Annotated in this window: 3 protein-coding genes; all 3 read right to left on the minus strand. The window is 42.7% G+C overall.

What is annotated here, in order from left to right:
* Window positions 1–44 precede the first annotated feature (44 nt).
* The 3 genes from pyrF to B9J84_RS12935 all read right to left on the minus strand — a co-directional run bounded on the left by pyrF (window position 45) and on the right by B9J84_RS12935 (window position 2292).
* Window positions 45–740: an orotidine-5'-phosphate decarboxylase gene (gene pyrF, locus B9J84_RS12925; protein ID WP_043004292.1), complete on the minus strand. Its 696-nt coding sequence runs from the start codon at window positions 738–740 to the stop codon at window positions 45–47.
* 87 nt (window positions 741–827) lie between these two features.
* On the minus strand, window positions 828–1997 hold the full coding sequence (gene lapB / locus B9J84_RS12930; protein WP_026028046.1) for a lipopolysaccharide assembly protein LapB: 1170 nt from the start codon (window positions 1995–1997) through the stop codon (window positions 828–830).
* Window positions 1998–2016: 19 nt separating this feature from the next.
* Window positions 2017–2292, minus strand: a complete 276-nt coding sequence (locus tag B9J84_RS12935) for a LapA family protein (protein ID WP_017044598.1) — start codon at window positions 2290–2292, stop codon at window positions 2017–2019.
* Between the last annotated feature and the right edge of the window lie 21 nt (window positions 2293–2313).

Genomic DNA, 2313 nt, shown 5'->3' on the forward strand with positions numbered 1-2313 from the left:
CATAAGCGACCTTTTTCATACAACAACGTAAAGAAAACATTAATTTAAATTAACGTATCATTTATCGCTTTTAGGACTTCATCCGGTCTTGTTGCCTGAGTAATTGGGCGACCGATGACTAGATAATCTGAACCAGCTTTTATGGCCTCACTCGGAGTCATAATACGTCTTTGGTCTCCTGTTGCAGAACCAACAGGACGAATCCCTGGCGTAACTAATTTAAACTCTTGACCAAGATGGCTCTTAAGCATGTGCGCTTCTTGAGCTGAGCATACCACTCCATCTAACCCTGCATTTTGAGTTAGGCTAGCCAGACGCATTACATGCTCTTTAGGCGCAACATCGATGCCAATACCACGAAGATCAGGTTGTTCCATACTGGTTAGTACTGTGACAGCAATAAGTAGTGGTCTATCGTTACCATAAGGTTCAAGAATCTGGCGAGACGCCGACATCATTCTCTCCCCACCACTGGCATGAACATTCACCATCCATACGCCAAGCTCAGCCGCCGCACGTACGGCTTTAGAGCACGTGTTGGGAATATCATGAAACTTTAGGTCTAAGAATACCGAAAAACCTCTTTTGTGTAGCTCACGCACAAAATCGGGACCAAACAGGGTAAACATCTCCTTACCCACTTTTAATCGACAGCTGCTGGGGTCAATTTTATCAACAAAAGCTAACGCTTCCGCTTGTTGCTCATAATCCAACGCGACAATTACTCTCTGGTCTTTCATTTTCACTCCTAAAATAATTAAGCTAAAAAAATGCAGCTTTCATAAGCTGCAGTTTTCGAGTCGATCAGTAACTCCAGTACATGAACTCTATTCACCATCCAAACCACGGATAGGTTTAATTGAACCCCAATTCTTACATGATGGGCAGTGCCAGTAGAGAGAATGAGTTGAGAAACCACACTTTCTGCATCGGTAGTGAGGTTTTACTTTTAGTTGCTCACCTACCAATTTTTGCAAGGTCGACAAGCTCTCTTTCGCTCGACCTTCCTCCGCTTCGATGAGATGGTAGTCAATTAAACGGTAGAAGCCCTTCATGGTCGGATTTTTAACCAATTGCCGTGTCAAAAGTTCCTGCGCAGCTCCAGCACCATCATGTTGTGCCACCAACTGTGCGAGCATCAGTTCAGCTGACACTCCAGCTTCATTGATAATGCACTCGCGTAAAAACTCAACAAGTTCACCCTCTTTCCCAATATGGTGATAGCACTCAGCAAGCGTCGGCAATACCTCGCCGATAAAATCAATATCCTGCTCCAAGACCATCTGCATATACTGGATTGTATGACGGTAGTCATCATTTTCAAGATACAGCTTACCTAAAGAGATCGTTGCGCGTACACATTTCGGATCTTCAGACAGCGCTTTTTTAAGATATTGAATCGCTTTGCTATCGCGTCCTTCAGCCTTCTCTTGCATTGCAAGTTCACACCAAAAATGAGCTATAACACTGTGCATCCTTTTTCTGCCTAATTTTACCAACGCATAAGCGTAATCGATAGCTTTATGCCACTCTCGAGTCTGTTGGTAAATAGAAACCAATTGTTGCAACGCCGCTTCTTTGTGTTCAGGCTCTTCAATCAGTTGTTCAAATATTTTTTCAGCGCGGTCGAGAAAGCCTGCCACCATATAATCTTTTGCCAATTGTTGTAAGGCGAGATTTTTTTGGTCAATAGTAAGACTTGAACGAGATATGAGATTTTGATGGATGCGGATAGCACGATCAACCTCTCCTCTTGAACGGAATAAGTTGCCCAGCGCTAAGTGGGTATCAATCGTTTCATTGTCTACTTGGAGTAGCTCGATAAAATGGTCAACGGCCTTATCTGATTGATCAGAAAGCAGCAAGTTAAGACCCGTCACATACTGACGAGAAATTTGGTGAGAGTGTTTCTGCTTATCTTGCTGAGCACTGCGATTTCCCATATACCAGCCGTAGGCGGCGGCAATCGGTAATAGCAAGAAGAGAATTTCTAACATCAAGTCAGCCTTTATTTCACTACGCTTTACTTGTTACAGAGCTGTTCTCTGCTGTTTGCTTTTTCAGTTGCTTATTCAACTTTCTAACTTGCAACTGAGACTTGAAGTAGAAGCTACTGCCAAGCAAACAAGCAAGTAAAAAACCAGAGACAAAGACAGTGCCAAGTAAAGTAGACAGGTGAAATTCGCCTTGAGCGATCAAATAGTTAAACGTCACAACTGCTTGATTTTGAGCCCCTAATGCTAAAGCAATCAAAAAAAGTGCAAGAATTAGAACGATTTTTATAATTTTCATATGCCACTACCTATCCAGTAT

The sequence above is a fragment of the Vibrio sp. V03_P4A6T147 genome (genome assembly GCF_002241085.1).
GTDB lineage: Bacteria > Pseudomonadota > Gammaproteobacteria > Enterobacterales > Vibrionaceae > Vibrio > Vibrio anguillarum.

Coding starts and splice junctions, on each gene's coding strand:
- pyrF (WP_043004292.1), bottom strand. CDS start 740: ATGAAAGACCAGAGAGTAATTGTCGCGTTGGATTATGAGCAACAAGCG.
- lapB (WP_026028046.1), bottom strand. CDS start 1,997: ATGTTAGAAATTCTCTTCTTGCTATTACCGATTGCCGCCGCCTACGGC.
- B9J84_RS12935 (WP_017044598.1), bottom strand. CDS start 2,292: ATGAAAATTATAAAAATCGTTCTAATTCTTGCACTTTTTTTGATTGCT.